Here is a 25,467-nt window from a genome sequence, read left to right as displayed (position 1 = left end):
CTTATCGATTCAATATCAATGCATCAAGAATTCGGCAAACCGGCTGGTTTGCGGGGATTGGAAAATGGCAGCGGTGCCGGATTCGATGATCCGCCCCTTCTCCAGATAAATCACCTGACTGGCCACCTTGCGGGCAAAGTCGACCTCGTGGGTCACCACCACCTGGGTAATGCCGGTCTGGCTCAGGTTACGGATGATCTCGGCCACCTCCTTGGTGATCTCGGGATCGAGGGCGGCAGTCGGCTCGTCAAACAGCAACACTTCCGGATCCATCATCAGGGTACGGGCAATGGCCACCCGCTGCTGCTGACCGCCGGAGAGGCGTGCCGGCCAGGCATCGCGCTTGTCGGCCAGTTGCAGCTGGGCCAGCAGATAGGCCCCCTTCTCGATGGCGGCCTCCTTGCTCATGCCGAGCACCTTGACCGGCGCTTCAATCAGATTCTCCATCACAGTGAGATGTGGCCAGAGATTGTACTGCTGGAACACCATCCCCACCTTGCGACGCAGCAGTTGGGACTGGCGGTTGAATTCGGCAGCAGAGAGGGAGTTCGGGAAAGAAAATTCACTTTCACCAATCCGCAGAACACCCGCATCCGGGGTATCCAGCAGGTTCATCATTCGTAGCAGGGAACTCTTGCCAGCACCGCTCGGGCCCAGCAACACCAAGGTTTCACCGGGGGATGTCCGAAAGCTGACCTGTTGCAGAACCGGCACCTTGTGCCAGGACTTCTCGATACCTATTAATTCAATACCCATACAGCCCAATTGAATAAGTTTTCAAAATTTCATCCCGATTCTATCCCTAATAAAGGTTGATGCAAGCCATTTTTGAATCAATATGCAGAACAAGCGCCGCTTCCTTGCAAAAAACGGCATATGAATGCAAAATGGCCCCGCTGTTCGTATCTGCCGCCTGTATCGCACAGGCCGCCACACCTCCTCATTCGTGAGACCAAGATGAAACACAACGACAAGCAAGAAAACTGGCCAAGGCCTTTAAAGCCTTGCTGAAAGAAGAGCGCTTTGGCTCCCAGGCAGAAATCGTCACCGCCCTGCAAGAGCTGGGCTTCGAGAACATCAACCAGTCCAAGGTATCGCGCATGCTGAGCCGCTTCGGCGCCGTTCGCACTCGCAATGCCAAGATGGAGATGGTCTACTGCCTGCCGGTGGAACTGGGCGTGCCCACCACCTCCAGCCCGCTCAAGAATCTGGTACTGGACGTCGATCACAACGGCGCACTGGTGGTGATCCACACCAGCCCTGGCGCAGCCCAGCTGATCGCCCGCCTGCTCGATTCCCTCGGCAAGGCAGAGGGGATCCTCGGCACCATCGCCGGTGATGACACCATCTTCATCACCCCGACCAGCGACACCGATATCGAAGAGCTCTACCTCTCCGCCCTCGAGCTGTTCGAACAGACGCCGTAATGGCCTCCACCGCGTCATAGCGGTCACGCCAGAACGAAAAATCCCGGCCAAGGCCGGGATTTTTGTTTTCTCAGTCTTCGCCAGGCGGGCTTATTTGCCCTGCGCCATCAGAAAACCTTCCGATGGTGCGAAGAAAGCCGCGCCGGTCACTGCCTTGGTGAAACGCAGCAGGTGGTCGAAGTGGCTGCCCTCCCCCTTGTACATGCTGGCCAGCATGGCGTTGAAGTGCTGCGGTGTGCGGCAGCAGGAGATGAAGTAGAGTCCCTGCTCGGTCATGGTGCCCCAGGGCATGCTCTGGCGCAGGATCTCCATGGACTCCCCTTTCGGGGTCTTGAGATTGACCCGCTTGATGTGGGCGGTAAGCGGCTTTGCGGCAGATTCATACTCGATATTGTCGGGCTTGGTACGACCGATAATGTCTTCCTGCTCTTTCTGCGCCAGCTTCTCCCAGTCGCTCATGGCGTGGACCCAGCGCTGGACGTGAATGTAGGAGCCACCGGCAAACTCGCCATCGGCCAGCAACGCCACTTCGGCACGGTGTTCATCCTGCGGGTTCTCGGTGCCATCGACGAAACCGGTCAGGTCACGGAAATCCAGATTGCGGAAACCGCGCACCTCTTCGGCCAGCTCGACCAGTCCGGCCAGCAGCGCCATTACACGGTGACCGGCGTGGTGCAGCACATCCACCCGATCGGCGCGCAGCTGAATAAAGAGATCAAACGGGGTGTTGGGGGCTTCCTGACCGTTGGCGGATTGCGCCATAAAGCTGCGGAACTGGGGCGGACGGGCGGCAGGGTAGAGACCATCCCAGGCATCGGCGCCAACGGCAACCAGACCGCTGAAACCGGCATCGGGGAAATCGGCGGCGACCGCCTGCCACAGGGCGGGCAGTTTGGCCAGACGGCCGACCAGTTCGGCGGCATCGCCGGTACGATTGAACATCAGATAGAGGGCGTGCAGATTCGGCTCTGCGCAGATCCCGGCTTGGGCTTTCATATATCTCTCCCCTGAGTAGGCGTTAGCGTTACGGGCTATTTGCGTTGCGCGATTATAAACCAGAGTGGATCCAGTTCTTTGATTTCACGACGATATCACGCGTTCAGGGCAAAGGGTCAAACAACACCAATCCATGGGGAGCGACCTTGATCCGTGCCCGCATCCCATCAAGGGGCTCGCCAATGCTCGCCTCCAGCTGCAGATCGCCACACTCGAACAGCACCCGGCAGTGGTGGCCGAGGAACTGCTGTTCCACCACCTTGAGCTCCCCATCTGCGGCGCTCTCCAGCAGCAGTTGCTGGGGTCTGAGCATCAGCTGCAACTGCTCGCCCACCACCTGGCCATGGGGCTCGCTGCCACAGATGACCCCGAGCGCCGTCTGCACGCAGTGGCTGTCCACCACCTCGGCAGCCAGATAGTTGACCCCGCCGAGAAACTCCGTCACGAAGCGGTTTTGCGGGCGGCGATAGAGCTGCTCAGGCTGGCCCACCTGCTCGATGTGACCGGCGCGAAACAGCGCCAGCCGATCGGCGAAGGCAAACGCCTCTTCCTTGCTGTGGCTGACGAAGATGGCGCCGATCCCCTGCTGCTTGAGCAGGGCGCGGATCTCGAGGATCAGCTTCATACGCACCTGGGTATCGATGTTGGAGAAGGGCTCATCCAGCAGCATCAGCCGTGGCTTGCACACCAGCGCCCGGGCGATGGCTACCCGCTGCTGCTGGCCGCCGGAGAGCTGGTGAGGATAACGATCCCCCAGCCCCTGCAGATTGACCAGCGCAAGCGCTTCGTCCACCTGCTGCTGGCGGGCACTGCGGTCGAGTTTGGTCAGCCCGAAACCGACGTTGTCGGCCACCGTCAGGTGGGGAAAGAGGGCGTAATCCTGAAAGATCATGCCGATGTTGCGCGCCTCGGGCGGCACGCTGGCACCCGGCCCGTCGAGCAGGGTATCGCCGAGGCGAATCGAGCCCTCTGCCAACGGCAGCAGCCCGGCGATGGCCTTGAGCAACGTGGTTTTGCCGCAGCCACTGGCTCCCAGCAGGCAGACGATCTCGTTGTCTGCCACCGTCAGGGAAAGCTGCTCCAGCACATTGCGGCCGTTGTAACGGCAGCTGACATTTTCAACCTGCAAACAGGACAAGGCTGACTTCCTCTCGTTTCTGGCGGCGCGCTGCCTTTCGGTTCAGCACACCGCATGCAATTTCATTGGCCGACGTGGCGACTCAGTGACCCGGACTGTCTAGAGTGCGGTTGACCCAGATCAGCGGCAACAGCCCCACCAGCACGATGACGATAGCGCCCAGGGCACCGCGCTCCAGCATCTCGTCCGAGACGAACTGGTAGACGTGGGTCGCCAGGGTATCGAAGTTGAACGGCCGCAGCAGCAGAGCGGCGGGTAGCTCCTTCATGGATTCGATGAATACCAGCATGGCACCGGCAAACAGACCACGGCGCACCAGCGGCAGATGGACACGGCGCAGCATGCCGCCATCCCCCTGCCCCAGGGAGCGGGCAGCCATGTCAAGGCTGGGGGAGATCTTACCCATGCTGCTCTCCACCGAGCCGATGGCGATGGCCACGAAGCGCACCAGATAACCGAACACGATGGCGGTGATGGTACCGGTCAGCAACAGCCCCGGCCCCTGACGTCCCAGCCACTCGGCCAGATCGTTGATGGCAAAATCGAGGGCGGTAAGCGGCACCAGCACGCCGATGGCGAGCACGGTACCCGGCATGGCGTAGCCCATGGCGGCGATGCGCAGGGGCAACAGACTCTTTATCCCGCCATCGAGGCGGCGGAAGAAGCCGAGCAGCAGGGCGATGCCCATCGCCAGCAGTGCGGTCAGCGCCGAGATGAGCAGACTGTTACCCGCAAAGCGGACAAACTCCGGCGTCCACGACAGCTCGAAATAGCGTACCCCGTAATCGAGCAGGATGACGAACGGCAGGCCGAAACCGGCAAGCACCAGCCCCCAGCACCAGAAAGCGGCCAGAGCGCGACTCATCCCCCTGAGCGGATAGCGCAGCGGCTGCTCATGGCCCATGGACTTCTGGAACACCTGCTGCCGACTGCGCGAGCGGCGCTCCAGCGCGATCAGCAGCACCACCGCCAGCAGCATCAGGCAGGAGAGCTTGGCCGCGGTGGCCAGACTGCCATAGCCGAGCCAGGTATCGTAGACCGCGGTGGTCAGGGTGTTGATGGCAAAGAAGTGGACGGTGGCGAAATCGGCCAGCGTCTCCATGGCCACCAGCGATACCGCCACCATGATGGCGGGGCGCGCCAGCGGCAGACTGAGACGACGAAAGCTCTGCCACGGGGTACAGCCGAGCAGGCGGCTGGAGTGGATCAGGCTGACTGACTGCTCGAGAAAAGAGGCGCGGGTCAGCAGATAGACATAGGGGAACAGCACCAGCGCCAGCACCCAGGCGGCGCCGCCAAGGGAGCGAACGGCCGGAAACCAGTAATCGGCCGGACTGTTCCAGCCAAAGAGTGCTCGCAATCCGGCCTGTAGCGGGCCCGAGTAATCGAGCAAGTCTGTATAGACGTAGGCGACGATATAGGAGGGCATGGCCATTGGCAGCATCAAGGCCCACTGCAGGGCACGGCGCCCCGGCACCTGACACATGGCCACCAGCCAGGCGGTGGGTACGCCAAACAGCAGGCTTAACAATACTACGCCGACCACCAGCCCCAGGGTATTACCGAGATAATCGAGCAGCACGGTATCGGCGAGGTGGCGAAACAGCTCCCCCTCAGCCGAGAAGGCAGAGAAAAGCAGGGCTATAACCGGTAAACCCAGCAGCAGGGCGATGGCCCAGCTGCCGGTCATCCATCCAAAATTTTTCATGAGACCACAGATGTTGATGGGGCCGTTGGCCCCATCTGATTACAAATCGAACTTCACTTCATCCAGCAACTGCAAGGCGTCCTTGCGGTGCTTGGCGTAATCGCTGACCGGTAGTGCGTCAGACTTGAAACTGCCCCAGGACTTGACCATGGCGGAAGGCTCGAATCCGGCCTTGACCGGATATTCGGCGTTCACATCCGCATACATGTGCTGGGCGGTATCACCAGCCAGAAACTCCATCAGCTTCTGGGCCTCGGCCTTGTTCTTGGCATACTTGGTCATGGCCACGCCACTCACGTTGACGTGTGCACCGCGGTCAGCCTGGTTCGGGAAGTTGATATAGACCGCATCCGCCCAGGACTTCTGCGCCGGATCTTTCAACATGGCGCCCAGATAGTAGCTGTTGCCGAGCGACACGTCACAGATGCCATCTTTGATCGCCTTGACCTGATCCCGGTCGTTGCCCTGCGGCTTGCGCGCCAGGTTGGCCTTGACCCCTTCCAGCCAGGTTTTGGTCTCGGCCATGCCGTGATGGGCAATCATGGAGGAGACCAGCGCCACATTGTACTCATGCTTGCCGCTGCGGGTGCAGATTTTTCCTTTGAATTCAGGCTTGGCCAAGTCTTCGTAGCTGATGGTGTCGAGCTTGCCGAGGCGCTCCTTGCTGGAGTAGATGGCGCGAACCCGAGTAGTCAGGGCGAACCAGCGATTCTCCGGATCACGATAAATAGCGGGGATGTTCTCCTGCAGGATCTTGCTGTCCACCGGCTGCACCAGCCCCTTGTCCACCAGATCGGTCAGACGGCTGATATCGACGGTCAGCATCAGATCGGCCGGAGAGAGTTTGCCTTCCCGCTCCAGACGCTCGTTCAACCCCTCTTTGGCGAACACCACGTTCACCTTGATGCCAGATTCCTTCTCGAACTGCTGGATGATGGGCTTGATCAGCTCATCCTGCCGGTTGGAGTAGACATTCACTTCCCCGGCCGCCAATGCCGACTGAGCTGCCAACGCAGAGAAAGCCAGTGCCAACATCTTCATTTTCATCATCCATTCCTTGATTAGCTATACAGAGTGATAACGATTTCCGTTTGCATTCTGCATACATCTTATAAGCGGATCAAGAAAGCTCGCCGTCGCCACATCACATATTTAATCGCCCACAAATGAAAAGGGCCGGATGGAATCCCATTCGGCCTCTTCAGAGCAAAACGTTATGTTGATCAGGCTTCAATAAGCGCTCACTCCATCGGGATTTCCCGAGATCAGGAGGTCAACAGATCTGTACGTCACGGATGCGGTTCATCACAGCGCCTCGTCGTCACTCTCGCCGGTGCGGATGCGCACCGCTTGCAGCAAGTCGTAGACAAAAATCTTGCCGTCGCCGATCTTGCCGGTATAGGCCGCCTTGCAGATCGCCTCGATCACCCCTTCCACGTTATCATCGGCGGTAGCAATCTCCAGCTTCACCTTGGGCAGGAAGTCGACCTGATACTCGGCTCCCCGGTATAATTCGGTGTGTCCCTTCTGGCGGCCAAATCCCTTGACCTCGGACACGGTCAGCCCTTCCACCCCCAGGTTGGCAATAGCCTCGCGGACATCGTCCAACTTGAACGGTTTGATAATCGCACTAATCAGCTTCATCTGGTTGCTCCCAATCCATGGTGTGTCATTAATCGGGTTTCAATTCTTATGCCAAGTATTTTTATTGTTTTATTTCATATAGATAGAGTTTAATGCCTGCGCCATTCGCCAGGCACATCCCCATAACCGGCCAGCACGCCCCATAATGAGGCACCATGCTGCAGCGGTCAGCGGGTATGCACCAAACAAGAGCAAAACAGCATGTTAGTTATCTCCAACAGCGTCACGATTCCCTGGCATGAGCTGCAATTTCAGACCATGCGGGCACAGGGCAACGGTGGACAGCACGTCAACAAGACCGACTCCGCCGTCTGGTTGCGCTTCGATTACCGCAACTCTCCCAGCCTGACGCCCCTCTACAAGGAGGGTCTCGACAAGCTGAGCGACAGCCGGGTACACGATGGCTTTATCCTGATCCGGGTCGAGAGCCATCGCAGCCAGGACATGAACCGCAAGGAGGCGATGAGCCGTCTGGTGGAGTTGCTGAAAAAAGCAGCCTGGCGCCCCAAGGCTCGCCATGCCACCAAGCCGACCCGCAGCTCCCAGCGCAAACGGGTCGATGCCAAAAAGCGCAAGGGGGATATCAAGTCCGCCCGCGGCAAACCGGTTCTGGACTGAGCCCCCCCGCCCCCAAAGGATGTCAGCCGATGAGATACAGTTTTTGCGACAGCGCCCGCGGCCCCCTGCTGATCGCCATCGATCAGGATGGACTGCGTCACGTGGAGTTCATGCACGGGGAGCGCCCCGTCATGCCGCAAGCTGACTGGCAACGGGATGACAAGGCGCTGGCCCCCTATCTTGCCCAGTTCAATGCCTATTTCGCCGGAAAATTGCAGCAGTTCGATCTGCCCATGGCAGCGAAGGGCACCCCGTTCCAACAAACGGTGTGGAATGCTTTGTGCGATATCCCCTATGGCGAGACCGTGAGCTATCTCGAGATTGCCCAGGCGATAGGCAATCCCAAGGCGGTGCGGGCTGTGGGCGCTGCCAATGGGCGCAATCCGCTGAGCATCATAGTGCCCTGCCATCGGGTGATCGGACGCAGCGGCGAGCTGACCGGCTATGCTGGCGGCATTCCCATCAAGCGCTGGTTGCTGGCTCTGGAACAGACTGGCACAACATTCGAGCTGGCCCCATGAGACGATGAGCGCCTTGGAGAGGGCGGGACAATATGGTGACCAGAATGAAAAGGATTTCAGTCAGTGACCACGCTTTGCTGACAAGATGAACAGAAAATGAAGAATCGCCTCAGAACTACTTCAGATTGAGCTTGGCATGATGGCTCCATACTTGAATGGCACGGCTCATTCGCTGATTCAAGTAGCACCCATGTGACGCTTCCAATCTGTCTTTTTCCCCGCGCCTCCTCTGAGGCGCTTTTTTTGTGTCGACACAACAGGCCACCACTTGGGTTGAATGGCCTGAACGCCACAAAATCTGCGCCCGCCCAAAAACCAAGAGGCGAAGGATCATCCTTCGCCTCTGACGTAACAGCTGGCTACTCGCTCTGGGGCAGGAATTGCAGCTCCGGCGCCGAGGAGGTGAGCACATCGGCGCAATAATCCCAGGTCGAGATGCGATAGTGTTGCAGGTCTTCATCCAGATGCAGGCCGTCCGACTCCTGATGGAACCAGCTGGCAAAACGGGATGGGGTGATGAGCTGGATCTGCTCTTCGATAGCGTGACTATCCTTCCCCTCGGCCAGATCGCAATCTTCGATGACCCGCAGGGCGTAGATATGGCGAAAATAGACCCGGCAGAGGATTTGCGGGGGCAGATCGATGCTGCGTGCCCGACCCAGCATGATGGTCAGGGAGTCGCTCCAGAGATCCTGATGCAGCTCGGCAACGACCAGCCCGGGTGGGAGCTGGCGGGACGGAGCCCAAGGGACGGCAACCTGCCGAATGGCATTTTTCTGTTCCATATTCACCTCACGACGACTCGCTCCCTGTCTTGAGTCTATCTGAACCACATAGTCCCGGCGAAGGCAATCGATGGACAATAAAAACGGCAATAAAAAAGCCGACGTATCAAACGTCGGCGAATAAAAAGTGCTTACAACAGAGGATTCACATATTCAGACCCACGGGTCGAAAGATTGGTTCCCTCTTTTTGTAATTAATTTTCGGCGCGTTTAAACATCAGGGTATTGGCGTCCGACTCTTCCGGTACGAAGTAGTAGCCCTCGGCGTTGAAACCGGTCAGCTGCTCCACCTCGGTCAGACGGTGCTTGATGATGTGGCGAGCCATCATGCCGCGCGCCTTCTTGGCGTAGAAGCTGATGATCTTGAACTGGCCGTTTTTCTCATCCTTGAACACCGGTGTGACAATCCGCCCTTTCAGGCTCTTGGGTCGTACCGACTTGAAATACTCGTCGGAGGCCAGATTGATCAGCACTTCATCCCCCTGCGCTGCCAGCGCGTCGTTGAGGTGGTGAGTGATCACCTCCCCCCAGAACTGGTAGAGATCCTTGCCGCGACTATTGTTGAGCCTGGTCCCCATCTCCAGTCGATAGGGCATCATCAGGTCGAGGGGACGCAACACGCCATAGAGGCCGGAGAGCATCCGCAGGTGTGCCTGAGCGAAGTCAAAATCGGCCTCGCTGAAATCCTCTACCGCCAAACCGGTGTAGACATCCCCCTTGAAGGCCAGCAGCGCCTGACGGGCATTGGCGGGGGTGAAATCTGGCTGCCACTCGGCAAAACGGGCGGCATTGAGACCGGCCAGCTTGTCGCTGATCTTCATCAGTGTGGCGATCTGGTCAGGGCTCAGTTGGCGGGCTCGGCTAATCAGCTCGGCGGAGTGATCCAGCAGCTCGGGTTGGGTGAAACGGGGGGTCACCAGCGGTGACTCGTAATCCAGCGTCTTGGCCGGGGAAACCACAATCAGCATAACGTTCCTTTCTGGCTAGGGGCCGAACAGCGGATCGGCCCCATGTTTCATTCATCCAGCGTCACATTTTCCAGTGTGCCGGACCCCAGCTGCTCGCGACCGGAGAGCTTGATCAGCAGCCGCAGGTCGTTGGCCGAGTCGGCATGGGCGAGGGCCTCACTGTAGCCAATCTGGCCGGCGCAGAACAGGCTGAAAAGCGCCTGATCGAAGGTCTGCATGCCCAGTTCGGCAGATTTGGTCATCACCTCCTTGAGACGGTGCATCTCTCCCTTGCGGATTATGTCGGTGATGAGCGGGGTATTGAGCAGGATCTCGAATGCCGCACTGCGCCGCAAACCATCGACACTCGGCACCAGTTGCTGGGCGACAATAGCTCTGAGGTTGAAGGAGAGATCGAACAGAAACTGGCGATGTTTCTCCTGCGGCACCAGATGGAGGATGCGATCCAGCGCCTGGTTGGCATTGTTGGCATGCAAAGTGGCGAGACAAAGGTGGCCGGTCTCGGCGAACTGCAGGGCAAACTCCATGGTCTCCTGACTGCGGATCTCACCGATCAGGATCACGTCCGGCGCCTGACGCAGCGAGCTTTTCAGCGCCACATCGAATGACTCGGTGTCGATCCCCACCTCTCGCTGGGTCACCAGACTGCGACCATGCTGATGGACGAACTCCACCGGATCTTCCACCGTCAGAATGTGACCATCGGCATGCTGGTTGCGATAGCCGATCATCGCCGCCTGGGTAGTCGATTTGCCCGCCCCGGTGGCGCCGACAAACAGCACCAGTCCCCGCTTGGCCATCGCCACCTCTTGCAGGATCTTGGGTAGCTGCAAATCTTCAAAGGTGGGAATGCGGGTCTCGATACGCCGCACCACCATGCCGGGCAGCTCCTGCTGCCAGAAGGCGCTGACCCGAAAACGACCAAGAGCCTCGCGATAGATCGCGTAGTTGGCCTCCTTGGTGCGGATATAGCGCTCGAAGAGATCGCTGCTGAGGGTATCCCTGACCAGCGTCAGAGCCCCCTTCTTGTCGAGCGCCTCCCCCCCCAGCGACACCAGATGGCCATTTACCTTGAGGGTGGGCGGCGAGCCCACCGTCACAAACAGATCCGATCCCTTTCGCTCGACCAGCTCGCTCAGCAGATCATCCAGATTCATCATCTATCCCTCCCTGGACGCGAGTCTCTTAAATGCTGTTGGGATCAACGGCCTTGGCCTTGGCATCGAGGGATGCCACCACGCCACGACTCACCAGCTGCTTGAGGCTCTGATCCATGGTCTGCATGCCGTGGGTCATCCCGGTCTGGATCACCGAGTAGAGCTGGGCAATCTTGTCCTCCCGGATCAGGTTACGCACCGCCGGAATGCCCATCATGATCTCGTGAGCCGCCACCCGACCGCCACCAATGCGCTTAAGCAGGGTCTGGGAGATAACCGCCCGCAGGGATTCGGAGAGCATGGAGCGCACCATGTCCTTCTCCGCGCCGGGGAAGACGTCGATGATACGGTCGATGGTCTTGGCCGCCGACGAGGTGTGCAGGGTGCCAAACACCAGATGGCCAGTTTCGGCGGCGGTCATGGCCAAACGAATGGTCTCAAGGTCGCGCATCTCGCCCACCAGAATGATGTCCGGGTCTTCCCGCAGTGCCGAGCGCAGGGCGTTGCTGAAGCTCTTGGTATCCCGGTGCACTTCCCGCTGGTTCACCAGACAGCGCTTGTTCTCGTGGACGAATTCGATGGGGTCCTCGATGGTGAGGATGTGGTGATGGAAGTTCTCGTTGATGTAGTTGACCATGGCCGCCAAAGTGGTCGACTTACCCGAGCCGGTCGGGCCGGTCACCAACACCAGACCCCGCGGGAACTCGGCAATCTTGCGGAAGATCTCCGGCGCATCGAGATCTTCGAGGCTCAGCACAGTGCTGGGGATGGTACGAAATACCGCGCCCGAACCGCGCGCCTGCTGGAAGGCGTTGACCCGGAAACGGGCCAGATTGGGCACCTCGAACGAGAAGTCGACCTCGAAGTTCTCCTCCAGCTCCTTGCGCTGATGGTCGTTCATGATGTCGTAAATGAGGGCATGCACTTCCCGATGTTCCAGGGCGGGCAAATTGATCTTGCGAACCTCACCATCAACCCTGATCATCGGGGGAACCCCGGCCGAGAGGTGTAGATCCGAGGCTTTATGCTTTACACTGAAAGCCAATAACTCTGTGATATCCATAGACTTGTCATTCTCCCATCACAAGATCACTAACGAAATATGAACCAGATTGCCCAGCACCTGTTTCAGGTAAAGGAACGTATTGCCCAGGCCGCCGAACGGGCGAGCCGCAACCTGCAGCAGATCCGCCTGCTGGCCGTGAGCAAGACCAAACCTGTCGAGGCCATCATGGCCGCCCATGCCGCAGGTCAGCGCTGCTTTGGCGAATCCTACGCTCAGGAAGCAGCGGCCAAGATCGATACCTTGCGCCAGCAGCCGGAATATAGCGACATAGAGTGGCACTTTATCGGCCCTTTGCAATCGAACAAATCCAAACTGGTCGCCGAACGGTTTGACTGGGTGCAGAGCGTGGATCGGGACAAGTTGATCGACCGCCTCAACAACCAGCGCCCAACCACAATGGCACCGCTAAATGTTTGTCTGCAAATCAATATTAGCGGAGAGAGCAGCAAATCCGGAACGTCGGAACAAGAGATTTTCCGCCTTGCCGAGCTGGTCTTTCAAAGTGAGCGACTGGTGCTGCGGGGGCTGATGGCCATTCCCGAGCACACCAGTGACGAGAGCGTACTGGCCGCTCAAATGACCCGTATGCAGACTCTGTTCACCGAGCTTGCGCGACAATACCCCACGGTGGATACCCTCTCGATGGGGATGACCGAGGATCTTGAACTGGCGATCGCCCATGGCAGCACCATGGTGCGGGTCGGCACCGCCATCTTCGGCGCCCGTGACTACTCATAGGCAAGGCCAGCGGATAACCCATACGTCCGCCTCTTGCCGCAACTTCATCAACAGGAGCGTTTGATGGAACACCGAATTCTGGCGTCTGGTGGTGCAGGCAGCACCCATCCCGCCGCGACCCCATGTGCTACAGGAGCATCTGATGCAGCATAGAACGCTGGCCTTTATCGGCGCGGGCAATATGAGCCGCAGCATCATCGCCGGACTGGTCAAGGCGGGTTATCCCGCCGGGCAGATCACTGCAGCCAACCCCAGTCTGCCCAAGCTGGAGGCGCTGGCGAGCGAACATGGCATTCGCATCACCCAGAGTAATGCCGAGGCGGCCCGCGATGCCGAGGTGATCGTGCTGGCGGTCAAGCCGCAGCTGATGGCTGGCATGCTGGCCGCTCTGGTTGCCGAGCTGGGCTCCCTTGAGGGCAAGCTGCTGATCTCCATCGCGGCCGGTATCAAGGTGGCGCGCCTTGGCGAGATGGCCGGTGGCCATGACCGCATCATCCGCACTATGCCCAATACCCCTGCCCTGCTGGGTCTGGGCATGACCGGTCTCTACGCGCCCGTGCATATTGGAGCCAGTGATCGCAACTTTGCCGAGCAGATGATGCAGGCGGTCGGCAAGACCCTCTGGGTGGAGCAGGAGTCCGGCATCAACGGCATCATCGCCGCAGCGGGCAGTGCCCCGGCCTACTTCTTCCTCTTTATGCAGGCCATCGCCGAAGAGGCGGAGGCACTGGGCTTCTCGCCCGAACAGGCACGCCTGCTGGTGCAGCAGACCGCGCAGGGCGCAGCCGCCATGGTGGAGCAAAATCCCGAGCTGTCGCTGCAGACCCTGCGTGAGCAGGTGACCAGCAAGGGTGGAACCACAGCCGAAGCCATCAAGACATTCCAGCAGCAGGGGCTGATGCCGCTGACTGCGCAAGCCATGCAGGCGGCCGTCGCTCGTGCCACCGAAATGGAAACCCTCTTCTAACAGGAGCCCAGATGAACACTGCTTACTTTCTGATTAACACCGTTTTCGATCTCTACCTGATGGTGATCCTGCTGCGCGTCTGGCTGCAGTGGGCCCGCGCCGACTTCTACAACCCGATGAGCCAGATGGTGGTCAAGCTGACCAATCCGCTGGTGATCCCGCTGCGCCGCGTTATCCCGGGCTTTGGCGGCATCGATCTCGCCTCCGTGGTGCTGGCGCTGGCTGTCGCCTTCCTCAAGCTGGCCCTGCTCAAGAGCATGAACGTACTGCTGGCGGACTGGCTCAGCATCAGCCTGTTTGCCGCGCTGACCGTGCTGAAGAAAGCGGGCTCGATGATCTTCTGGGTACTGCTGATCCGCGCCATCCTGAGCTGGGTCAGCCAGGGCCGCAACCCCATCGAATACGTGATGCATCAGCTGACCGAGCCGTTCCTCGCCCCTATCCGCCGCGTACTGCCGGCACTGGGCGGACTTGATCTCTCGGTGCTGGTCGCCTTTATCGGCCTGCAAGCCATCAACTACCTGCTGGGTGACCTGTTCGGCCAGCTGTGGTGGATGATTTGATGCCAGCCGTCCTGCAACAAGGGGATGAACTGGTACTGCATCTGGTGATCCAGCCCAAGGCGAGTCGGGATCAGATCATCGGATTGCATGGCGAAGAGCTGAAAGTGGCCATCACGGCGCCGCCCGTCGATGGCCAGGCCAACAGCCATCTGATCAAGTTTCTGGCCAAGCAGTTCAAGGTGGCCAAGGGACAGATCACCATAGTGCGGGGCGAACTGGGGCGGCACAAAACCGTCGCCATCGACAGCCCCAAACAGTTGCCGCAAGAAGTGAGTGCACTGCTGAATGACGCGCAAGGCTGAATGAATCGGCCTGCGCCAACCGTAGATATGAGAGGGATGACAGATGAAAATAGCCTGGATGAGTGGCCTGCTGGCACTGCTGATGACCCTGCCGCTCAAGGCAGAACAGATGAAGGAGCTGGGGCCCTGGCTGGTGCACTACAACGCCTTCAACTCCAGCTTCCTTACACCAGAGGTCGCCAAGGCGTATGGACTGGAGCGCAGCCGCTACAACGCCATCATCAATATCGCGGTACAGGACAAGCAGAAAGTGGCGCAAGCCGTGGGGATCACCGGTGAGGCCAAGAACCTGACCGGCACCATCCGCACCCTGAACTTTCAGGAGGTAAAAGAGGGGGATGCCATCTACTATCTGGCGACCCTCCCCTACCGCAACGAAGACACCTATCAGTTCACCCTGAAGATCATGGGCGGTGGGCAGCAACAGAACCTCAGCTTCCAGCAGACCTTCTACGTCGACTGAGCACCAACAAAAAGCCCCGATCAAGGTCGGGGCTTCATTTTATCCATATGACAAGGGCGCCATGAGGGCGCCCTTGTTACATCTATTCCGTACCGCGACTGTTACAGGGCGAGGAACAGACCGGCCAGACAGGCGCTCATCAGGTTCGCCAGCACGCCGGAGAGAATGGCGCGCATGCCGTAACGGGCGATGAAGGATTTGCGCTCCGGCACCATGGAACCCAGACCGCCGATCAGGATCGCCATGGAGGAGATGTTGGCAAAGCCGCACAGGGCGAAGGTCACGATGGCCTTGCTCGACTCGCTCAGGGTCTGATCCTGCACCAGACCTATAAAGGCGACGAACTCGTTGACCACGATCTTGGTACCGATCAGAGCGCCAGCGGCTTGCGCCTGATCCCAGGGTACCCCGATCAGCCAGGAGACGGGGGCAAACAGCCAGCCCAGAATGATCTGGAAGCTCAGATCCAGCCCTACCAGACCACCAGCCCAGCCGAGCAGGCCATTGAGCATGGCGATCACGCCAACGAAGGCCAGCAGGGTCGCACCGACTGCCACCGCGATATTGAGGCCGGACATGGCGCCATCGGCCGCCGCTTCAATCACGTTGGTGGCGCGGGGGATCTCCACATCCTGATGGTGATCGACCTCTTCAGCTCCCGGCGGCACCAGGATTTTGGCCATCGCCAGACCGGCAGGGGCCGACATGAAGGCGGCAGCGATCAGGTATTTCAGCTCAACCCCGAGGCTGGCATAGCCCACCAGGGTGCCACCGGCGACGGAGGCGAGACCACAGCTCATCACCGCGAAGAACTGGGAATCGGACATCTTGGAGAGGTAGGGTTTGACCACCAGCGGCGCTTCCACCATGCCGACGAAGATGTTGGCGGTCGCGGAGAGGCTCTCGGCACGGCCGGTACCCAGCAGCTTCTGCAAGCCACCACCCAGCAGGGCGATCACCCGCGGCATGATGCCGATGTGGTAGAGGATGGCGATCACCGCTGAGAAGAAGATGATGACCGGCAACACGTTGAAGGCAAAGATGAAGCCCAGCTTGAACTTGGCCAGATCACCGAACAGGAAGGCGATCCCCTCCTGACCATAACCGATCACGCTGCTTACGCTCTCGCTGACCCCGTTCAGCACGTGCTGACCGGCAGGCAACCAGAGCACCAGACCGGCAAACATGATTTGCAGACAGAGGGCAAGGCCAACTGTTCGCAACGGGATACGACGACGATTATCAGAGCAGATGACGGCAAGCGCCAGGATACTCAGGATGCCGAGCAGGGCAATCATAGGGACTCCATCAGGTGGGGCAAAAGATGGGCGCGGATTCTGCGCCTCTCCCCCCGTCACTGCAAGTCAGCTTGGTTACAAGCCTGTTAGAAAAAACGTTTGCACGATATCGGTTGCGCCAACTGGCTGATTTGGTTCGATTTTAGTATCAGGAGAAATCGAGAGTTCTTATATGGAAACAATCATTCCTCACCGCCGGACAATTTACCCCCGAGCCAGGGGGCCAGTCGCTGCTCCCAATAGGGTTCGGGGCCAAAGCGGGCCTTGAGGAAATCGATGAAGAGACGGATCTTGGGATCCAGATATTCGCGCCGGGCATAAACGGCGTGTACCGCCATCTGTTGGTTCGGTCGCCACCCTGGCAGCACAGGGATCAGCTTGCCGCTCTGTAACCCCTTGTCCAGCAAATAGTTGGCGATATAGGCGATGCCGAGCCCGGCCAGCGCCGCATCGCGCACCGCCTCCGCCATATCCACCCGATAGTTGCCCGCCACCTGCACCGTCTGGCGCTCCTTGCCCTGGCGAAACGACCACTGGTGATAGCGCCGCTCCCGACTCTGGTAAGTGATGCAGTTGTGCTGGGCCAGATCCTTGGGATGAAGCTGCGTGCCGTGGCTCAGCAGGTAATCCGGCGAAGCCGCCACCACGAAGCCGATGTCGGCCAGCCGCTGTCCCACCAGCCCTTCCGGCTTGTCCTCATAGGTGGTGAGCCAGAGATCCAGCCCCTCATCCACCAGATTGGTTCTGTGGTCGAACAGCGAGACCTCCAGCTCCAACTCGGGATAGCGATCCTGAAACGCCTTGAGATGAGGAATGACGTGCAAGCGGCCAAAAGATTGGCCCACCCCGAGATGGAGCACGCCACTCACCTTGCCACGCCGCTCGGCGATCATGGAGTCAGCCTCCTGCGCCACCGCCACCAGCGCATGACAGTGACGGGCATACTCCTGACCCAGCTCGGTCAGGACGAAGCGGCGGGTGGTGCGCTGGACCAGCTGGGCGCTAAGGGTGGTCTCCAGCAGCGCCAGCTGCTTGCTGATATGGGATTTGGAGACCCCGAGACGACGGGCGGCGGCAGAGATCCCCTGCTCGCGCACCAGCGCATCGAAGATCACCATTTGAGGAAGACGTTGCAGCACAAGATAACCGGATTGAGTGGCGGGAGCCCATTATTCCAGAGCCGCCCGCCAAGGGGTAGGGTCAGAGCCCCAGCGCCCGGGTGATCTGCAGTTTGAGGGGGTCGTCAGCCGGATTCTGGTTGGCGCCGTAGCTGGCGATCAGCTTGCCATCGCGCCCCACCAGATACTTGTGGAAGTTCCAGTTCGGCTCATCCCCATCAGCGGCCGCCGCCAGCCCCTTGAACAGTGGCACAGCATCGGAGCCCCGCACCGCTACCCGATTGAACATCGGGAAGGTGACGCCATAGTCGCGGCGGCATACCTCAGCAGTCTTGGTCTCGTTGCCCGCCTCCTGCCAGAAGTCGTTGGAGGGAAAACCCAGAATAATCAGCCCCTTATCCTTGTAGCTTTGGTAGAGCTGCTCCAGATCGCGAAACTGGCCGCTGTAGCCGCAGTAGGAGGCGGTATTGACCACCAGTACCACCTTGCCCTCGGTCAGCTGACAGAGGTTGTGGCGCTGAGAGTTGTTTAGCTCCCGCATCTCCACATTGAAATAATCGGGGCACGCCGCAGAGGCCGCACCGGCCACCAATAACAGCAACAGAGTGAACCATTTCATCGCCAAGACTCCTTTTGTTTTGTCCATCATACGCGGTTACCAGAGCCGCAGTTCACTCTCAATGCAATGGAATGCCGGTCAGCCAGCCGTGGCCCCAGAACACCAGCAGCGCGGTGGCAGCCAGGCCCGCCCCGACGCTGATGCCGGTGCCCGTCCAGTTGGCCGCCGGGCGGGGATATCGCTGCCAGTCCCGCACCGAAATCCAGACCATGCTCACCAGCGCCCACAGCCCGATGCCGCCAAACAACACCAGAGAGCGCGCCTCGCTGTTGACCAGCAGATGGGCCACCGCCCAGAGCAGGGTACCGAGCAGTTGGGGATGCACCAGCCAGCGGCGCAGATGGTTGGGCCCCTGGCCGGAGAAAAAGAGGATCAGCGCAAAGGGCATCATCACCGTCATGGTCATCGGCCCCCACTCCGGCAGGAAATAGAGCGGCAGCGAGCTGGCCGACCGCCAACCGGCAATGATGCAGGCGATGGCGACAAACACCAGCAGGGAGAAGAGCCCCTTGTAGCGATTCTCCCCCAGCCGTTCTCTCAGTCGCGCCCGATGGGCTACCGCAAAACAGGGGTAGAGATGGATCAGGGTAAACAGCGTAACCCCCAGGGTCAGCAGGAACATGAGTCTCTCCTTGTACTTGGTACGACCACTATGCCGTAAAGGGAGATGTGCGCCTATCAAAACCGCGCTGACCCATGGAGTCAAAAGTGTGGCAAGACAAAGGAACGGAAAGAAAAGAGCCGATCACGATGGATCGGCAAATAAGTGCCAGGGCAGTCAGACATCTCGCGAGATGGGAGATGCCCCAAACGGGGATATTGAGTGGCCGATGGCGCGCATCGGCCGAACCGGATCAACCCTTGAGTTGATAGAGTGCCGCAACGTTGCGCGCGGTGAGTTGAATGTTGGTGCTGGCGCTCTCCAGCGCCTCCGGCAGAGACATGGCGCGGTTGACCACGGCGAATACCGCGTCCAGCCCGTGATCGTGTACCACACCGCAATCGTCGGTCAGGCAACCGGAGATGCCGATCACCGGCTTGCCGAACTGCTTGGCGCAACGTGCGACACCGATTTGCGTCTTGCCATGGATGGTCTGGCTGTCGATGCGCCCTTCGCCGGTGATGACCAGATCCGCATCGGCCACTTCCTCGGCCAGTTTCAGCGCTTCGATGACGATCTGGATGCCGGGCTTGAGCTCGGCACCAAGCAGACCGACCAGCGCGGCCCCCATGCCACCGGCAGCGCCCGCCCCCGGAATATCCTTCACCTGCTTGCCAAGGGCCTGTTCAATGCAGTCGGCATAACGGGAGAGGTTGGCATCGAGCTGCGCCACCATCTCGGGGGTCGCCCCCTTTTGCGGGCCAAACACCGCAGAGGCGCCTTTCGGGCCGCAGAGCGGGTTGTTCACATCGCACGCCACCTCGATAATCAGATCGCTCAGGCGCGGATCCAGACCGTTCAGATCGATGGTCGCGAGTTCGGCAAGACCGGCGCCACCCAGCTCGATGGCAGAGCCATCCGCTTTGAGCAGCTTGCCGCCGAGCGCCTGGATCATGCCGGCACCGCCGTCATTGGTGGCGCTGCCGCCGATACCGAGAATAAGGTGCTTCACCCCCATCTCCAGCGCGGCCAGGATCAGCTCACCGGTCCCGAAGCTGGAGGTGTGCAGCGGATTGCGCTGCTCGGGCGCCACCAGATGGATGCCGGAGGCGGCGGCCATCTCGATGACGGCGCGCTCGCCATCACCCAGCAGGCCGACGAAGCCCTGCACCTTGTTGCCAAGGGGCGCAGTCACTTCGACCGGCAGGATCCGGCCACCGGTGGCATCCACCAGCGATTGCACCGTGCCCTCACCGCCATCGGCCATCGGCAATTTGACGTAGGTGGCGTTCGGCAGCACCTGCTTGAAACCGGCCTCGATGGCATCAGCCACCGCCATGGCGCTCAGACTCTCCTTGAATGAATCGGGGGCAATAACAATTTTCATATCAACTCCTTAGGCGAGGCCAAACACGCCAAACATCAGGGTAGAGACAGTTGCAATGGTCAGACCGACTGCAGTTTCGTAAGGGATAAGTTTCAGGCGCTCACCTACCCCCATGTGGACGCTGCCACCGGTGGCATGGAAGAAGGAGCCGTGGGGCATGTGGTCAAACACGGTGGCACCGGCATGGATCATGGCCGCTCCGGCCAGACTGCTGATCCCCAGTTCAATCAGGGTGGAGCTGAATACGTTGGAGGCCACCACGGTACCGGCGGTGGTCGAGGCAGTCGCCAGCGACATCAGGGCACCGGAGATCGGCGCCAGCAGGTAAGAAGGCAGGCCGGAGGCGGTCAGACCGCTGATCAGCACATCTTTCAGGCCGGAGTTGGCGATGATGCCTGCCAGGGTACCGGTACCCAGCAGCATGATGGCGACTGGCGCCATGCGGGCGAGGCCGGAGACCGCAAACTGGTTCACCTTGCTGAATTTACCCATCATCAGGGCGCCGACCAGACCACCGAGGGGGAGCGCAATCAGCGGATCCACCACGATACCGGCGACCGGGCGCAGGGCCAGCAGCAGGATGGCGACCAGCGGTGCACTGATGGCGGCGGCAAAGCCTGGCAACTTGGCACCGGCAAAGCTCACCACTTCATCAGCAGCAACCTTGCTGCCCTTGTTGTTCAGCCGCTTGGCGAGCCAGTAGGCCATCACCAGACCGAACAGACCCGGAATGATGCCCGCCGCCATCACTGAGGTCAGGGGCAGATGGAAGGCATCAGCCGCGGCAATGGCGTTAGGGTTGGGGGACATGACGTTACCCGCCTTGCCGCCGCCGATCATCGCCAGCAGGATGGCCGCCTTGGAGAGGTCGGCACGGCGGGCGATGGCCAGCGCGATGGGGGCGACCGTGATAACGGCCACATCCACGAATACGCCGACCGCAGTCAGGATCAGAGTCGCCAGTGCCAGCGCCAGCAGGGCGCGGGTTTCACCGAGCTTTTTGACGATGGTCTCGGCGATAGTGGTGGCCGCACCCGATTCGATCAGTACGCCCGCCAGTACACCGGCCGCCAGGATCCGCATCACCGCCGTGGTGATCCCCTGGGCCCCGCCGATCATCAGGGCGACGGTCTGGGTCAGATCGGCACCGCCAATCAGACCACCGGCCAAAGCCCCCACGATCATGCCGTAAGCGGGCGGCACCTTCTTCAAAATGAGGATGATGGCGATGGAGAGCGCTGCGATGGCGCCAAGGGCTGTAACCGGGATCATGACGGACACCTTCAGTGGGAGTGAATGGCCGCCATTATGGAGATCTGCAATCAGAATGCTTTGGCTTACAAACCAAAAATTGCGTCATTTAAAAGTGGTTTTTTGTCCAACTTCACAATCACAAGTCGAGATTAAGGCCGAGATAGAGCAAAAATTTGTCGTCTAACTTGTTGAAATTCAACCCGGTTATCTGCTCTATCCGCCCCAGCCGATAGCGCAGGGTATTTGGGTGAATGAACAGCGCTTCGGCACAGCGATGCAGATCACAATCCTGCAAGAAATAATGGCGCAGGGTCTTCTGCAGCACCCCCTTGCCATCTTCCCGGGCCAGTTTCTGCAGCGGTGTGCGCAGCTGATCCGCCTGCCAGGAGTCCGCCAGACTGCCCAGCAGCACTGGCAAACGGTAGTCCTCAAAGAAGTAGACCTGTTTGCGCGGCGCCTGCCGCAGGCCACGGCGCAGGGTATCTCGCGCCGTCTGATAAGAGCGCGCCAGCCCGTCGATCCCGGCGAAGTAATCGCCCACCGCGATATGCACCTTGAAGTGGGGAATGCGAGCCAGCAACTGCTTGATCCGGCTGCGCTCCTGCGCCGATTGCCAGACGCCCTCACTCAACTGCGCCGGTTTGAGCACCACTATCTCGTCGAGCCCGTTGATGGCGACCAGATTGTCCCGCTCCGGGTTCTCCAGCTGATGAACCAGCTCCCGCAGACGCGCCGGATCCGCCTCCTCCAGGGCCAGCACGGCCACCACCCTAGGCTGGGCCAAATCCAGTCCGAGAAAACGGGCCGCCTGCAGCAATTGATCGACTAGCCCCTCACCACGAATGAGCTGCAACACCAGCTCCTCCTTGTGGCGCTTGTCCCACTGCAACTGCTCGGTGAGCGCCGCCTGCTCCAGGATCAGCTCTGCCGTCATTCGCACCAGCTCGGCGTAAGCACGAACTTCCTCCGGATCGCCAGAGATACCGATCACCCCGATCAGCTCCCCCTGATAGGAGATGGGCAAATTGATGCCGGGCCGCACCCCTTTGAGCTGCAAGGCAGTCGCTTCGCTGATCTCCACCACCCTGTTTTCGGTCAGCGCCAGCACAGCCCCTTCGTGGCGCTGATGAATCCGCTCCGGATTGCCGGACGCAATGATGAGGCCGTGTTCGTCCATCACGTTGACCGAGAACGACAGGATCTTCATCGCCCGTGCGACGATCTGGCGGGCAAGGTTATCGTTTAGCTGCATAACATCTCCGGACAAGGGGCTGATCTGGCAGCGCCACCACGGGGCGATTCAGGGCACATGGGCGCAAAGATGCCACATCATCAAGACAAGCGAGAGGGGGATCGCTAGAATAGGCCACTTTACCCGATGTGTGCCCCGCCATGGAGCAGGAATTGCGTGCTTGCACCCGCCTGCCCGTGATGGCCCATCCCTCCGATCTGGACTGTGCTATGGATTATGAATTTCGCCGCGACCCGTTTGGTGGCTATCGCGCCCGGTTCTCCATGGGCCATGAAGCCATCGGTCAGTGGCTGATCGACGAGGTTGGCAAGGATGAAGAGAAGCTCGACGAGCTCTTCTCCATCATTGATCAGCTCTCCAACCGCACCCGAGTCGAATACCGGCTCAACGGCGGTGACTACTCCCTGCTGCTGACCCATGAAGAGGCGGAGGTGAAAGCCAACGCCCTCAATATCGAGCTGGGTGAGGATCTTGACGATCTCGCCTACTACGATGATGAACAGCTGGCCATGTGCGGGCTGGAAGATTTTGCCCAGGTGCTCGGCTCCTGGCGCGCCTTTATCCGTAACGAGGATATGGGCTGATTGACCCAATGTCGGATTACTATGTCGGGCAAACGTGCCCTTTTGCCTAACTCAACAGGATTGACTATGTCTATTTACGATTTTGATGACGAACTGCCGGAAGACGAAGAACAGGAATCCACCAAGAAAGCGGCTGCACCTGCCAAGAAGAAAGGCAAGCAGGTGATGAACACTCAGGTCAACCTGAGCCCGCGCGATGCCAGCCGTCTGAACGGCATGCACGTTGAAGCGATCGCCACGCTGGACGATGTCAGCCTGCCGAAGAACGTCATCTTCAAGGCTGGCCTGATCGCCCTGGGCGAACTGGAAGCCGGCAAGCGCGCCGATATCATCGCCCGCGTGATCGCCGAATCAGGCCGCTAAGCGTCCCTGAAGGCAAATAGAAAGCCGGAGCCACTGCTCCGGCTTTTTGTTTTCCGGCCGTGCACCCTCAACGGCAATCGATCCCCTTTCCGGCTCGGGAGACCAGTTGGTCATAGCGACCATCGGCACGGGCGGCAGCCAGAGCATGATTGAAGCGCTCAAGCAGGTTGGCGGCCTCAGGGTACTGCCGTGAAATGATCAGGTAAAAGGTGTCGCTCTGACGAAAGTGGGGCAATGCCTGCAGATGGCAGGGATCGCCAAACAGCTGACGGCTGGCATCCCGGGTCACCGTCTCGTTCATCGGCAGCAGATCGATCCGTTTGCGATCCAGCAATTGCAGACATTGTGCCAGGGTCTTGGGGCGCTGCAGATCCAGCCCGAAACTCTTGATCACCCCGTCGGCATGGCTGGTACTCCACCCCAGCGGAATACAGACACGCAACCCTTGCCAGCGGCCAGCCTGAATGACCTCGCTCCCCCGATAGGTGAACCAGGAGAGGCGATCAATGTGAATGGGAGCGCTGTAGTGGAAGAGCTTGGCCCGCTCGGCAGTCCAGGCGTAGGGGAAGGTGGCCGCGACCAACCCATTGCGGGTCAACTGATAGCCGCGGGGCCAGGGCAGGTAGTCGACCTGGAGCTCTCGATACCCGGCCTCTTGCAGCAGGGTCGTCACCAGCCGGGTGCTCTCGCCACCTTCAGGCAGGGCCTTGCCGGTATAGGGGGTGAACTCACCGGTCACCAGCAGCAAGGGTGCGGCCTGCAGCCAGACACACCAACAACACAACAACCACAGACAATGCTTCATCAGCTGCTCTCCCTTTACCCTGTTGATGAGTATAGAGAAGGGATCCGACCACCTCCTGCGCGGTTGTCCTGCTGACGCCCACTTGTTAAGGTTGCCGCCTGCCTCGATCAAGGAGATCCAATGTTACCCCCTCCCGACTCATTTATCTGGGGCGCGCTGGCACTGGCAGTGCTGCTTGCCCTCTTCCGCCAACGTCTTCCCGCCTTTGCTCTGCTGGGACTCTCCCTGCTGCTGGCACTGTGGCTTGACCGAATGACGCTACCCGCCCTGCTGGTCTCGGTCGCAGGATTACTGCTGGCGTGGCGTGCGCCAACCCTCCCCGCCCGCTGGGCGATGGTGACCAGAGTGGTGCTGATCCTCTGGGCGATTGCGCTGACCCTGCACCTAATCCCCGGCTTCAACAATCTCAAGGCGCTGGATCAGGCGCTGGCAGGCCCCGCCAGCGTGCCGTTCAACATGTATCTGAACCTCGACAAACCGCTGCTGCTCTTTGGCTTGCTGCTGGCCTGCCCGATGCTGCTGGGCAAGGGGGGCGCAATCCGCTGGCGCCCGCTGGTCCTGTTACTGCTGCCGCTGGGAGCCCTGCTGGTCATCGCCTGGCAGTTGGGGGCACTGAAACCGGAAGTGGGTCTGCCCCACTGGTGGTGGCTGTTTGCACTCAACAATCTGCTGTTCACCTGCGTGGCAGAAGAGGCGCTGTTTCGCGGCGCGATCCAGCAGGAGCTGACCGAGCGTTACCGCCCCTGGATTGGCATCGTCGTGGCTGCGCTACTGTTCGGAGCCATCCACCTGCCCGGTGGCCCACTGCTGGCGCTGTTTGCGACCCTGGCAGGCTGCTGCTATGGCCTGGCATTCCAGCTCAGCGGGCGACTCTCCGTGGCCATCCTGATCCACTTCGCCTTCAACTTCGCCCATCTGGCGCTCTTCACCTACCCGCTGGCCCACCGCTAACTCCTGAAGGCGCCTGACACGGGCGCCTTCCCTCGCTCTTCCCTCTCTCTTTAAGCGTGCTGCCTCGCTCGCTTTACACCTCCACAAAGCTCCAAACAAAACCAATTTATTTACTTGTAACCAAAATGTAAACAAACTGACCTCTGCATTCGCCATAACAGTCACTTTCCATTG

At 59.9% G+C, this 25,467-nt stretch carries 28 protein-coding genes and 1 pseudogene; 11 read left to right on the top strand and 18 right to left on the bottom strand.

The genetic code is table 11. The annotated features are described in order from the left end of the window. Positions 1–15 precede the first annotated feature (15 nt). Positions 16–756: an ATP-binding cassette domain-containing protein gene (locus tag ACTG2S_RS04365; RefSeq protein ID WP_005357971.1), complete on the bottom strand. Its 741-nt coding sequence runs from the start codon at positions 754–756 to the stop codon at positions 16–18. Positions 757–957: 201 nt separating this feature from the next. Between ACTG2S_RS04365 and argR the strand changes: the two are divergent. After that, positions 958–1,427: pseudogene (gene argR / locus ACTG2S_RS04360) on the top strand (transcriptional regulator ArgR). A gap of 90 nt (positions 1,428–1,517) precedes the next feature. On the opposite strand, the gene ACTG2S_RS04355 reads toward argR, so the two are convergent. The 5 genes from ACTG2S_RS04355 to glnK all read right to left on the bottom strand — a co-directional run bounded on the left by ACTG2S_RS04355 (position 1,518) and on the right by glnK (position 6,913). Then, positions 1,518–2,423 (bottom strand): Dyp-type peroxidase, encoded by a 906-nt coding sequence (locus tag ACTG2S_RS04355; protein ID WP_136502300.1) that lies wholly within the window; start codon positions 2,421–2,423, stop codon positions 1,518–1,520. 103 nt (positions 2,424–2,526) lie between these two features. Further along, a complete protein-coding gene (locus ACTG2S_RS04350) occupies positions 2,527–3,561 on the bottom strand; it encodes an ABC transporter ATP-binding protein (RefSeq protein WP_439982047.1) in 1,035 nt (344 codons plus the stop codon). An 82-nt stretch (positions 3,562–3,643) separates the two neighbouring features. Beyond that, positions 3,644–5,269 (bottom strand): ABC transporter permease, encoded by a 1,626-nt coding sequence (locus tag ACTG2S_RS04345; protein ID WP_274160553.1) that lies wholly within the window; start codon positions 5,267–5,269, stop codon positions 3,644–3,646. Between the two features lie 39 nt (positions 5,270–5,308). Further along, on the bottom strand, positions 5,309–6,316 hold the full coding sequence (locus ACTG2S_RS04340; protein WP_439983227.1) for a Fe(3+) ABC transporter substrate-binding protein: 1,008 nt from the start codon (positions 6,314–6,316) through the stop codon (positions 5,309–5,311). A 258-nt stretch (positions 6,317–6,574) separates the two neighbouring features. Beyond that, positions 6,575–6,913, bottom strand: a complete 339-nt coding sequence (glnK, locus tag ACTG2S_RS04335) for a P-II family nitrogen regulator (RefSeq protein WP_005341406.1) — start codon at positions 6,911–6,913, stop codon at positions 6,575–6,577. A 201-nt stretch (positions 6,914–7,114) separates the two neighbouring features. Here glnK and arfB point away from each other — a divergent pair, with 201 nt between their 5' ends. Both arfB and ACTG2S_RS04325 read left to right on the top strand, forming a co-directional pair. Continuing rightward, positions 7,115–7,531, top strand: coding sequence for an alternative ribosome rescue aminoacyl-tRNA hydrolase ArfB (gene arfB, locus ACTG2S_RS04330; protein WP_021230947.1), 417 nt, complete (start codon positions 7,115–7,117; stop codon positions 7,529–7,531). Positions 7,532–7,560: 29 nt separating this feature from the next. Continuing rightward, positions 7,561–8,052 (top strand): methylated-DNA--[protein]-cysteine S-methyltransferase, encoded by a 492-nt coding sequence (locus tag ACTG2S_RS04325; RefSeq protein WP_274160552.1) that lies wholly within the window; start codon positions 7,561–7,563, stop codon positions 8,050–8,052. 359 nt (positions 8,053–8,411) lie between these two features. On the opposite strand, the gene ACTG2S_RS04320 is transcribed toward ACTG2S_RS04325, so the two are convergent. The 4 genes from ACTG2S_RS04320 to tapT form a co-directional block, all read right to left on the bottom strand. Next, a complete protein-coding gene (locus tag ACTG2S_RS04320; protein ID WP_005340360.1) occupies positions 8,412–8,837 on the bottom strand; it encodes a hypothetical protein in 426 nt (141 codons plus the stop codon). 194 nt (positions 8,838–9,031) lie between these two features. Further along, positions 9,032–9,805, bottom strand: coding sequence for a peroxide stress protein YaaA (gene yaaA, locus ACTG2S_RS04315; protein ID WP_100646812.1), 774 nt, complete (start codon positions 9,803–9,805; stop codon positions 9,032–9,034). Between the two features lie 47 nt (positions 9,806–9,852). Continuing rightward, on the bottom strand, positions 9,853–10,962 hold the full coding sequence (gene tapU / locus ACTG2S_RS04310) for a type IVa pilus ATPase TapU (RefSeq protein WP_274160594.1): 1,110 nt from the start codon (positions 10,960–10,962) through the stop codon (positions 9,853–9,855). A 28-nt stretch (positions 10,963–10,990) separates the two neighbouring features. Continuing rightward, positions 10,991–12,025: a type IVa pilus ATPase TapT gene (tapT, locus tag ACTG2S_RS04305; RefSeq protein WP_005340354.1), complete on the bottom strand. Its 1,035-nt coding sequence runs from the start codon at positions 12,023–12,025 to the stop codon at positions 10,991–10,993. 39 nt (positions 12,026–12,064) lie between these two features. On the opposite strand from tapT, the gene ACTG2S_RS04300 reads away from it, so the two are divergent. The 5 genes from ACTG2S_RS04300 to ACTG2S_RS04280 all read left to right on the top strand — a co-directional run bounded on the left by ACTG2S_RS04300 (position 12,065) and on the right by ACTG2S_RS04280 (position 15,061). Then, positions 12,065–12,766, top strand: a complete 702-nt coding sequence (locus ACTG2S_RS04300; protein WP_421322270.1) for a YggS family pyridoxal phosphate-dependent enzyme — start codon at positions 12,065–12,067, stop codon at positions 12,764–12,766. A 142-nt stretch (positions 12,767–12,908) separates the two neighbouring features. Continuing rightward, positions 12,909–13,733 (top strand): pyrroline-5-carboxylate reductase, encoded by an 825-nt coding sequence (gene proC, locus ACTG2S_RS04295; protein WP_439982045.1) that lies wholly within the window; start codon positions 12,909–12,911, stop codon positions 13,731–13,733. Positions 13,734–13,744: 11 nt separating this feature from the next. Further along, positions 13,745–14,296: a YggT family protein gene (locus tag ACTG2S_RS04290; protein ID WP_005340343.1), complete on the top strand. Its 552-nt coding sequence runs from the start codon at positions 13,745–13,747 to the stop codon at positions 14,294–14,296. Next, positions 14,296–14,598 carry a DUF167 family protein YggU gene (gene yggU / locus ACTG2S_RS04285; RefSeq protein ID WP_005357938.1) on the top strand — a complete coding sequence of 101 codons (303 nt, stop codon included), beginning with the start codon at positions 14,296–14,298 and terminating at the stop codon, positions 14,596–14,598. The genes ACTG2S_RS04290 and yggU overlap by 1 nt, the downstream gene beginning before the upstream one ends. 43 nt (positions 14,599–14,641) lie before the next feature. Continuing rightward, positions 14,642–15,061 carry a DUF4426 domain-containing protein gene (locus ACTG2S_RS04280; RefSeq protein WP_005357936.1) on the top strand — a complete coding sequence of 140 codons (420 nt, stop codon included), beginning with the start codon at positions 14,642–14,644 and terminating at the stop codon, positions 15,059–15,061. A gap of 101 nt (positions 15,062–15,162) precedes the next feature. Here the strand turns inward: ACTG2S_RS04280 and ACTG2S_RS04275 are convergent, their stop codons facing one another. From ACTG2S_RS04275 to ACTG2S_RS04245, 7 genes are all read right to left on the bottom strand, one after another. Continuing rightward, on the bottom strand, positions 15,163–16,359 hold the full coding sequence (locus tag ACTG2S_RS04275; protein ID WP_005348874.1) for a NupC/NupG family nucleoside CNT transporter: 1,197 nt from the start codon (positions 16,357–16,359) through the stop codon (positions 15,163–15,165). 182 nt (positions 16,360–16,541) lie between these two features. Further along, entirely contained in the window at positions 16,542–17,477 is a 936-nt protein-coding gene (locus ACTG2S_RS04270) for a LysR family transcriptional regulator (protein WP_439983225.1), read from the bottom strand. 82 nt (positions 17,478–17,559) lie between these two features. Further along, positions 17,560–18,096: a glutathione peroxidase gene (locus tag ACTG2S_RS04265; RefSeq protein ID WP_439982043.1), complete on the bottom strand. Its 537-nt coding sequence runs from the start codon at positions 18,094–18,096 to the stop codon at positions 17,560–17,562. A gap of 58 nt (positions 18,097–18,154) precedes the next feature. After that, on the bottom strand, positions 18,155–18,718 hold the full coding sequence (locus tag ACTG2S_RS04260; protein ID WP_439982042.1) for an NnrU family protein: 564 nt from the start codon (positions 18,716–18,718) through the stop codon (positions 18,155–18,157). Between the two features lie 232 nt (positions 18,719–18,950). Then, the gene (locus tag ACTG2S_RS04255; RefSeq protein WP_439982040.1) at positions 18,951–20,084 is read right to left on the bottom strand and encodes a glycerate kinase; all 1,134 of its coding nucleotides are present in this window, start codon (positions 20,082–20,084) and stop codon (positions 18,951–18,953) included. A gap of 9 nt (positions 20,085–20,093) precedes the next feature. Continuing rightward, positions 20,094–21,356 (bottom strand): GntP family permease, encoded by a 1,263-nt coding sequence (locus ACTG2S_RS04250; RefSeq protein ID WP_005340326.1) that lies wholly within the window; start codon positions 21,354–21,356, stop codon positions 20,094–20,096. 118 nt (positions 21,357–21,474) lie between these two features. Next, entirely contained in the window at positions 21,475–22,590 is a 1,116-nt protein-coding gene (locus tag ACTG2S_RS04245; RefSeq protein WP_204480246.1) for a sugar diacid recognition domain-containing protein, read from the bottom strand. 209 nt (positions 22,591–22,799) lie between these two features. Here ACTG2S_RS04245 and ACTG2S_RS04240 point away from each other — a divergent pair, with 209 nt between their 5' ends. Together ACTG2S_RS04240 and ACTG2S_RS04235 are read left to right on the top strand one after the other, a co-directional pair. Next, positions 22,800–23,174: a YacL family protein gene (locus ACTG2S_RS04240; protein ID WP_031227767.1), complete on the top strand. Its 375-nt coding sequence runs from the start codon at positions 22,800–22,802 to the stop codon at positions 23,172–23,174. Positions 23,175–23,240: 66 nt separating this feature from the next. Beyond that, positions 23,241–23,537, top strand: a complete 297-nt coding sequence (locus ACTG2S_RS04235) for a hypothetical protein (protein WP_005348860.1) — start codon at positions 23,241–23,243, stop codon at positions 23,535–23,537. Positions 23,538–23,604: 67 nt separating this feature from the next. On the opposite strand, the gene ACTG2S_RS04230 is transcribed toward ACTG2S_RS04235, so the two are convergent. Continuing rightward, a complete protein-coding gene (locus ACTG2S_RS04230; protein WP_257686752.1) occupies positions 23,605–24,342 on the bottom strand; it encodes a substrate-binding periplasmic protein in 738 nt (245 codons plus the stop codon). A 120-nt stretch (positions 24,343–24,462) separates the two neighbouring features. Here ACTG2S_RS04230 and ACTG2S_RS04225 point away from each other — a divergent pair, with 120 nt between their 5' ends. After that, on the top strand, positions 24,463–25,293 hold the full coding sequence (locus tag ACTG2S_RS04225) for a lysostaphin resistance A-like protein (RefSeq protein WP_439982039.1): 831 nt from the start codon (positions 24,463–24,465) through the stop codon (positions 25,291–25,293). The last annotated feature ends 174 nt before the right edge of the window (positions 25,294–25,467 follow it).

The organism is Aeromonas sp. 82P (assembly GCF_051919365.1).
In the GTDB taxonomy this organism is placed as follows: Bacteria; Pseudomonadota; Gammaproteobacteria; order Enterobacterales; family Aeromonadaceae; genus Aeromonas; species Aeromonas veronii.
Note: the sequence above shows the minus strand (reverse complement) of the source record. Positions and strands in the feature narration are given on the sequence as shown.

Excerpts from the sequence above, each read along its gene's own strand:
- ACTG2S_RS04275 (WP_005348874.1), bottom strand. The coding sequence starts at position 16,359 with ATGATTGCCCTGCTCGGCATCCTGAGTATCCTGGCGCTTGCCGTCATC.
- ACTG2S_RS04265 (WP_439982043.1), bottom strand. The coding sequence starts at position 18,096 with ATGAAATGGTTCACTCTGTTGCTGTTATTGGTGGCCGGTGCGGCCTCT.
- ACTG2S_RS04235 (WP_005348860.1), top strand. The coding sequence starts at position 23,241 with ATGTCTATTTACGATTTTGATGACGAACTGCCGGAAGACGAAGAACAG.
- ACTG2S_RS04365 (WP_005357971.1), bottom strand. The coding sequence starts at position 756 with ATGGGTATTGAATTAATAGGTATCGAGAAGTCCTGGCACAAGGTGCCG.
- ACTG2S_RS04245 (WP_204480246.1), bottom strand. The coding sequence starts at position 22,590 with ATGCAGCTAAACGATAACCTTGCCCGCCAGATCGTCGCACGGGCGATG.
- yaaA (WP_100646812.1), bottom strand. The coding sequence starts at position 9,805 with ATGCTGATTGTGGTTTCCCCGGCCAAGACGCTGGATTACGAGTCACCG.
- ACTG2S_RS04260 (WP_439982042.1), bottom strand. The coding sequence starts at position 18,718 with ATGTTCCTGCTGACCCTGGGGGTTACGCTGTTTACCCTGATCCATCTC.
- proC (WP_439982045.1), top strand. The coding sequence starts at position 12,909 with ATGCAGCATAGAACGCTGGCCTTTATCGGCGCGGGCAATATGAGCCGC.
- ACTG2S_RS04325 (WP_274160552.1), top strand. The coding sequence starts at position 7,561 with ATGAGATACAGTTTTTGCGACAGCGCCCGCGGCCCCCTGCTGATCGCC.
- ACTG2S_RS04280 (WP_005357936.1), top strand. The coding sequence starts at position 14,642 with ATGAAAATAGCCTGGATGAGTGGCCTGCTGGCACTGCTGATGACCCTG.
- ACTG2S_RS04290 (WP_005340343.1), top strand. The coding sequence starts at position 13,745 with ATGAACACTGCTTACTTTCTGATTAACACCGTTTTCGATCTCTACCTG.
- arfB (WP_021230947.1), top strand. The coding sequence starts at position 7,115 with ATGTTAGTTATCTCCAACAGCGTCACGATTCCCTGGCATGAGCTGCAA.
- ACTG2S_RS04270 (WP_439983225.1), bottom strand. The coding sequence starts at position 17,477 with ATGGTGATCTTCGATGCGCTGGTGCGCGAGCAGGGGATCTCTGCCGCC.
- ACTG2S_RS04300 (WP_421322270.1), top strand. The coding sequence starts at position 12,065 with ATGAACCAGATTGCCCAGCACCTGTTTCAGGTAAAGGAACGTATTGCC.
- ACTG2S_RS04320 (WP_005340360.1), bottom strand. The coding sequence starts at position 8,837 with ATGGAACAGAAAAATGCCATTCGGCAGGTTGCCGTCCCTTGGGCTCCG.
- glnK (WP_005341406.1), bottom strand. The coding sequence starts at position 6,913 with ATGAAGCTGATTAGTGCGATTATCAAACCGTTCAAGTTGGACGATGTC.
- ACTG2S_RS04225 (WP_439982039.1), top strand. The coding sequence starts at position 24,463 with ATGTTACCCCCTCCCGACTCATTTATCTGGGGCGCGCTGGCACTGGCA.
- tapT (WP_005340354.1), bottom strand. The coding sequence starts at position 12,025 with ATGGATATCACAGAGTTATTGGCTTTCAGTGTAAAGCATAAAGCCTCG.
- tapU (WP_274160594.1), bottom strand. The coding sequence starts at position 10,962 with ATGAATCTGGATGATCTGCTGAGCGAGCTGGTCGAGCGAAAGGGATCG.
- ACTG2S_RS04355 (WP_136502300.1), bottom strand. The coding sequence starts at position 2,423 with ATGAAAGCCCAAGCCGGGATCTGCGCAGAGCCGAATCTGCACGCCCTC.
- ACTG2S_RS04240 (WP_031227767.1), top strand. The coding sequence starts at position 22,800 with ATGGATTATGAATTTCGCCGCGACCCGTTTGGTGGCTATCGCGCCCGG.
- yggU (WP_005357938.1), top strand. The coding sequence starts at position 14,296 with ATGCCAGCCGTCCTGCAACAAGGGGATGAACTGGTACTGCATCTGGTG.
- ACTG2S_RS04250 (WP_005340326.1), bottom strand. The coding sequence starts at position 21,356 with ATGATCCCGGTTACAGCCCTTGGCGCCATCGCAGCGCTCTCCATCGCC.
- ACTG2S_RS04255 (WP_439982040.1), bottom strand. The coding sequence starts at position 20,084 with ATGAAAATTGTTATTGCCCCCGATTCATTCAAGGAGAGTCTGAGCGCC.
- ACTG2S_RS04230 (WP_257686752.1), bottom strand. The coding sequence starts at position 24,342 with ATGAAGCATTGTCTGTGGTTGTTGTGTTGTTGGTGTGTCTGGCTGCAG.
- ACTG2S_RS04345 (WP_274160553.1), bottom strand. The coding sequence starts at position 5,269 with ATGAAAAATTTTGGATGGATGACCGGCAGCTGGGCCATCGCCCTGCTG.
- ACTG2S_RS04340 (WP_439983227.1), bottom strand. The coding sequence starts at position 6,316 with ATGAAAATGAAGATGTTGGCACTGGCTTTCTCTGCGTTGGCAGCTCAG.